At 67.9% G+C, this 5,697-nt stretch carries 7 protein-coding genes; 4 read left to right on the forward strand and 3 right to left on the reverse strand.

Features of this window, described 5'->3' with window-relative positions; all coding sequences use genetic code 11:
- Positions 1–143: 143 nt before the first annotated feature.
- The 3 genes from ML01_RS28165 to ML01_RS26325 form a co-directional block, all read right to left on the reverse strand.
- On the reverse strand, positions 144–305 hold the full coding sequence (locus tag ML01_RS28165) for a type II toxin-antitoxin system HicA family toxin (protein WP_254045403.1): 162 nt from the start codon (positions 303–305) through the stop codon (positions 144–146).
- 11 nt (positions 306–316) lie between these two features.
- Positions 317–544, reverse strand: a complete 228-nt coding sequence (locus ML01_RS28170) for a type II toxin-antitoxin system HicB family antitoxin (RefSeq protein WP_216819292.1) — start codon at positions 542–544, stop codon at positions 317–319.
- A gap of 138 nt (positions 545–682) precedes the next feature.
- A complete protein-coding gene (locus tag ML01_RS26325) occupies positions 683–1,657 on the reverse strand; it encodes an Rpn family recombination-promoting nuclease/putative transposase (RefSeq protein ID WP_058558342.1) in 975 nt (324 codons plus the stop codon).
- An 851-nt stretch (positions 1,658–2,508) separates the two neighbouring features.
- Here ML01_RS26325 and ML01_RS26330 point away from each other — a divergent pair.
- The 4 genes from ML01_RS26330 (at position 2,509) to ML01_RS26345 (ending at position 5,588) form a co-directional block, all read left to right on the forward strand.
- On the forward strand, positions 2,509–3,000 hold the full coding sequence (locus ML01_RS26330; protein ID WP_058558343.1) for a nucleotidyltransferase domain-containing protein: 492 nt from the start codon (positions 2,509–2,511) through the stop codon (positions 2,998–3,000).
- The gene (locus ML01_RS26335) at positions 2,997–3,413 is read left to right on the forward strand and encodes a HEPN domain-containing protein (protein ID WP_058558344.1); all 417 of its coding nucleotides are present in this window, start codon (positions 2,997–2,999) and stop codon (positions 3,411–3,413) included. The genes ML01_RS26330 and ML01_RS26335 overlap by 4 nt, the downstream gene beginning before the upstream one ends.
- 50 nt (positions 3,414–3,463) lie before the next feature.
- Complete coding sequence (locus ML01_RS26340; RefSeq protein ID WP_058558345.1) at positions 3,464–4,861, forward strand: MBL fold metallo-hydrolase RNA specificity domain-containing protein; 1,398 nt, start codon at positions 3,464–3,466, stop codon at positions 4,859–4,861.
- 256 nt (positions 4,862–5,117) lie between these two features.
- Positions 5,118–5,588, forward strand: a complete 471-nt coding sequence (locus ML01_RS26345; RefSeq protein WP_058558346.1) for a transposase — start codon at positions 5,118–5,120, stop codon at positions 5,586–5,588.
- The last annotated feature ends 109 nt before the right edge of the window (positions 5,589–5,697 follow it).

Raw genomic sequence — 5,697 nt, forward strand, 5'->3', positions numbered from 1 at the left:
TTCGCGCCCGCGGCACCGTCGCGGCTAAAGCCGCTCCCACGGGGCCTGGCTCGCGCACGTGCGCTGTGGGAGCGGCTTCAGCCGCGCTCTTTCTTGCCCTGCCCGCCAAACAGAGTCGACCTTGATGCACCGCCGCCCACCGATCAGGCACCCAGCGTGCGCAGGATCTTCCTCGCCAACGGTTCCTTGATCTCCGTATGCCGGGGAACTGCTTCAATGGCGCCCGTGCTGGGATTGACCCAAAGGGCATGCTCTGCGCCTTCGCGCTTGAGATAGCACCCGGCCATGCGCAGGCGCTTCTCCAAGGCACGCCGCTTCATGAGATCGCCAACGACTCCCGCACGGCGTCCGGAGGCAGGCCGCGAAGACAGTCTTCGAGTCGATCTTCGATCAACAGGATTATGGCCGCGCGCAGGCTTTCGCGCGCTTCGTCGATGGTTTCGCCCTGTCCATTGGCTCCGGGAAACTCGGGACAGATTGCCCAATAGCCGCCTTCAGGGGCTGTTTCGATAATCGCCGTTACGATACCTTTCACCGTCGTCACCTGGATATCTTGCCGCTCATGGCCTTGATCATATCGCGCAGAGCATCTGCGCGTGTGCCGTGGGAGCGGCTTCAGCCGCGCTCTTGCTGCGCCCGCCGCACCGTCGCGGCTAAAGCCGCTCCCACGGGGCTTGCGCGCTTAGTGCTCGTCGAAGACGTCGGCCAGTGTGGCGGCATGGAGCAGGCGCTTGGCCCAGCGTTCGAGCAGGGTGATCTCTGCATGATCGAGGCGCGCGCGGGCATCGTCGTCGAGCGGGCCGAAGCGTTCGGACAATTGCATGGCCAGCAAGGCGGCTCGGCCTTCGCGCTTGCCTGTCCGCTCGCCGGCGAGGTGGCCTTCCCGCCAGCCGATGCGGCGGCCGATACGTTCGACGCTGGTGATGTAGCGCATGGTCTGGGCTCCTTCGAGGGCGTGGATGTCTTGCCAGAGTTGCTGTTCGAGATTCTCGGGCAGGCGCATCATCCAGTCCAGCACGGCGAATAGATCCAGCACGCGCCGGCGCGTCCAGCCGTGGCGGTAGAGCAATTCCACCAGCCGGCGCTTGAAGCGATAGCGGGCGTCGGGGTCGTGGCGGGTGCGAGCGGTGTAGAGGTGCGCGGCGCTGATGAGCGCGAAGGGGTTGGGGTCGCGCTCCAGGTGCTCCAACCGCTCGGCAAGGTCGAGCAGCTTGACGACGGGGAAGCGGAAGCGGTGGCTGCAGCCGAGCTGGTCGAGATCGAAGCCGGCGGGCTTCCAGCCGGGGTCGAGGTCGGCAAGGATGGCAAGGCTGGCAATGGGCCGGTCGTAGCGGTCGTAGAGCCGGTAGTTGTAGGTGAACATGCGCTTGGGGAAGTCCGCGTCACGCTGTCCTTGGACCTCGATGTGGATGTAGATCCATTGCTCGGTGCCGTCCTTGCGCATGACCCGCACCAGGATGTCGGCGCAGCGTTTGCCGAGCTCGGCGTCGCGCACCACCTGTCGCAGCTCGGTGTCCAGGAAGCTGTGCTCGCGGGTCCAGTCGATCTGCCGGTGGGCGTCGGGGAAGTAGAACGCCATGAATTCCGGGAAGGCGTGCGTGAGGATGTCTTTCCACGGATTGTCGTAGTCGTCTGTGGGAGTTGCGGTTGCGGTCATCGGGGCTCGCCGCGGGACGGTTTCTGTGTTCCGATGCGCGGTATCGTACACCTTTCCGCCGTTTCGTGCGCGGTTTCGTGCGCGGTTTCGTGCCTTCCGCTGGGGTTGGCATTGGGGCAGCGCGCAGTCGTCGCGGCTAAAGCCGCTCCCACGGGGCGTGGCTCACGCACGGGCGCCGTGGGAGCGGCTTCAGCCGCGCTCTTTCTTCCCGCCCGCGCAGTCGTCGCGGCTAAAGCCGCTCCCACGGGGCGTGGCTCACGCATGGGCGCTGTGGGAGCGGCTTTAGCCGCGCTCTTTCTTCGCGCCCGCGGCAGTCGTCGCGGCTAAAGCCGCTCCCACGGGGCGCGGCGCGCGCATGGGCGCTGTGGGAGCGGCTTTAGCCGCGTTCTTTCTTCACACTCGCCGCAGTCTTCGCGGCTAAAGCCGCTCCCACGGGGCCTGGCTCGCGCACGAGCGCTGTGGGAGCGGCTTTAGCCGCGTTCTTTCTTCACACTCACCGCAGTCGTCGCGGCTAAAGCCGCTCCCACGGGGCCTGGCTCACGCACGTGCGCCGTGGGAGCGGCTTTAGCCGCGCTCTTTCTTCCCGCCCGCGCAGCATCGCGGCTAAAGCCGCTCCCACGGGGCGTGGCTCTGGCACGTGCGCTGTGGGAGCGGCTTTAGCCGCGCTCTTTCTTCACACTCACCGCAGTCGTCGCGGCTAAAGCCGCTCCCACGGGGCGGGGTGCGCCGGGCGCTTATGGGCACAGCTTCCGTCGCGAGTCTGACGCGACACATCGGCAGCGCAATGACATAGACTCAGGGTCAACGCGTGGCGCAGTGCGCGCCACGCGCACGGTGGAAACCTTAAGGTCATGTTGCGCGAGCGTTTCGAGGCGATTCTGGCGGCACTGACGGCGTGCTGCGTCGAGGTCTACGGCGGCCGCTTGGTCAGCTTGGCCGTGTTCGGCTCGGTGGCACGCGGCACGATGCGCCCGGACTCGGACATTGACGTGCTGCTGGTCGTTGACGCGCTTCCAAACGGGCGCCTGCGTCGGGTGGCGGAGTTTGAGCCCGTCGAGCAGCGGCTTGCGCCCCTGCTCGCGGCAAGTGCGCGCGAGGGCATCCACACGACGCTGTCGCCGATGTTCAAGACCCCGGCGGAGCTTGCCTACGGCAGCCCGCTGTTCTTGGACATGACCGAGGAGGTGCTGATCCTGCATGACCGAGACGCCGTGCTAAGCCGTTATCTGGATGGGCTGCGTGCGCGACTCCAAGCGCTTGGCGCCCGCCGCATCCCCAAGGGCGGCGGCTATTACTGGCTGTTGAAGCCGGATCTCAAGCCGGGCGAGGACTTTACGCTGTGACCAAGAGCGAGCTGGCGCGGGCCTATCTGGAGAAGGCATCCAAGCGCCGCCGGGTGCTGGAGGTGCTGAACGAAGAGGCGGCGTGGTCCGACGTGGTGCGGGAGGCGCAAGAGCTGGTCGAGCTGGCGCTCAAGGCGATGCTGCGGGAGGTGGGCGTCGACCCGCCGAAGTGGCACGATGTCGGCCCCATCCTGATCGAGCAGGCCGAGCGTTTCCCGGAGATGATCCGCTCGCAGCTCCCGGAGCTTGCGCGGATCTCGCACTGGCTGCGCAAGGAGCGAGAATTCTCCTTCTACGGCGATATCGATTTCATCCCCACGGAGCAGTATTCCGAGGAGGACGCAGCACGCGCCATCGCCGATGCCATGGTCGCCCTCCGAGCCGCAACGCGGTTAATTGAGGATCGAGGCTGACGAACATGGTCGTTAGTAAACGCCTCGATCGGCCAGCAACGGGAGCGCCAATGCACATCCATCACCACGGCGCCGTGGATGGCGTCACCGGCTCCTGTCACCAGTTGACGCTGGCCGACGGGCGCGCCGTGCTCATCGACTGCGGCCTGTTCCAGGGCGCGGAGACGGCGCCCGACGGCGCCGGCGCCGAGCAGTTGGAGATCCGCTTTCCGGTGGCGCCGATTCAGGCGCTCATTGTCACGCACGTGCACATCGACCATGTCGGGCGCCTGCCCTACCTGCTGGCCGCCGGCTATCGCGGGCCGATCCTGTGCAGCCCGGCCTCGGCGGAGCTGTTGCCGCTGGTGCTGGAGGATGCGCTGGAGGTGGGCTTTACGCGCAACCGGCGGCTCATCGAGCAGGTGCTCGCGGTGCTGCGCCAGCGCATCGTGGCCGTGCCCTATGGGCAGTGGGTGGACCTGTCCGGCAAGCCGATGCCGGCTGAGGCCGCGGACGCGCAGATCCGGCTGCAGCCCGCGGGGCACATCCTGGGCTCCGCTTACGTCGAGTGTCAGGCGGACGGCGAGCGCGTGGTGTTCTCCGGCGACTTGGGCGCTCCCGAGACGCCGCTGCTGCCGGCTCCGGCGTCGCCCGAGCGTGCGGACGTGCTGGTGCTGGAGAGCACCTATGGCGACCGCGTGCACGAGGACCGGGCAACTCGCGTCGAGCGCCTGCGGGCGGTGATCGAGCATGCCCTGCGCGACGGCGGCACGGTGCTGATTCCGGCGTTCAGCATCGGCCGCACGCAGGAGCTGCTGTACGAGCTGGAGGAGCTGTTCCACAGCCACGGGCCGGACGGTGCCGAGCCGCGGGCGGCCTGGCAGGAGCTGCAGGTGGTGCTGGACTCGCCGCTCGCGGCGGACTTCACGGCCGGCTACCGGCGGCTGCGCTCGTACTGGGACGCGGAGGCGAGGGCACGCGTGCGCGAAGGGCGCCATCCGCTTGCGTTCGAGCAGTTGGTGACCGTCAGCCACCACGATGATCATCTACGCATGGTCAGGCACTTGGCCCAGAGCCGCCAGCCGGCGGTGGTGATTGCCGCGAGCGGCATGTGTGCGGGCGGCCGGGTGGTGAACTATCTGAAGGCCCTGCTCGGCGATGCGCGCCACGATGTGCTCTTTGTCGGCTACCAGGCCGCCGGCACGCCGGGGCGCGACATCCAGCGCTACGGCCCCCGCGGCGGCTACGTGGTGCTGGACGGCGAGCGGCTGGACATTCGCGCACGGGTGCACACCATCGGCGGCTATTCCGCACATGCGGATCAGCGGAACCTGATCGACTTCGTGTTGGGCATCCCGGCGCCGCCGGGGGAGATCCGCCTCGTGCACGGCGATGCCGGCGCCAAGGCGGAGCTGGCCGAGCTGCTCGCGGCGGCGCTGCCGCAGAGCCGCGTCGTCGTGCCCGGCTGACCAGACCAGGCGCCCCCGTGGGAGCGGCTTTAGCCGCGATGCTGCGCCAGCGCCGGCGAAGAAAGAGCGCGGCTAAAGCCGCTCCCACAGCCGCAAGCAGCCCCGTGGGAGCGGCTTCAGCCGCGACTCCCGCGCAAGCGCTGCGTCGCGCTCGCGGCTAAAGCCGCTCCCACGGGGGTAGTCGCGCCACTACACACAAACGCGATTCCCGGGCTATGCTGAATTCGCGTCCTGGCCAAACCGGGGAACCGCCCGCATGAGCTCCGCACCCAACCCGCCCCACAGTCGCGACCTGCGCAAGGGCCGCGTCTCCGAGTCCGGCCGCATCTATCACCTGCGCACATCCACGGCTCGGCCAGAGCCCCTATTTGCAGATCTGTTCCTCGGCCGCGAAGTGGTCGCCGCGCTGCGTCTTCAGCACGAACAGGCGATGGTGCAGAGCCTGGCGTTCGTCGTGATGCCGGGCCATCTGCACTGGCTGGTCCAGTTGCAAGGGAACACGACTTTGGACGGGCTGATGCAAGCGATCAAGGGAGCGAGCGCCCGCCGCATCAATCAGCGGCTCGGGCGAAGCGGCCCGCTCTGGCAGGAGGGCTACTTCGACCGCGCGCTGCGGGCGGAGGAGGACGTGCGCGCCATCGCGCGCTACATCGTCGCGAATCCGCTGCGTGCCGGATTGTGCAAGCACATCGGCGACTATCCCCTCTGGGATGCGATCTGGGTGTGACCGTGGGAGCGGCTTTAGCCGCGCTCTTTCTTCCCGCCCGCGCAGTCGTCGCGGCTAAAGCCGCTCCCACGGGGCCTGGCTCAGGCACGAGCCCCGTGGGAGCGGCTTT

Origin of the sequence: Thiohalocapsa sp. ML1 (assembly GCF_001469165.1) — a bacterium.
Classification (GTDB): Bacteria; Pseudomonadota; Gammaproteobacteria; order Chromatiales; family Chromatiaceae; genus Thiohalocapsa.

What these genes read in the sequence shown, in the direction of transcription:
- ML01_RS26325 (WP_058558342.1), bottom strand. Translation starts at nt 1,657, where the DNA reads ATGACCGCAACCGCAACTCCCACAGACGACTACGACAATCCGTGGAAA.
- ML01_RS26345 (WP_058558346.1), top strand. Translation starts at nt 5,118, where the DNA reads ATGAGCTCCGCACCCAACCCGCCCCACAGTCGCGACCTGCGCAAGGGC.
- ML01_RS26330 (WP_058558343.1), top strand. Translation starts at nt 2,509, where the DNA reads ATGTTGCGCGAGCGTTTCGAGGCGATTCTGGCGGCACTGACGGCGTGC.
- ML01_RS26340 (WP_058558345.1), top strand. Translation starts at nt 3,464, where the DNA reads ATGCACATCCATCACCACGGCGCCGTGGATGGCGTCACCGGCTCCTGT.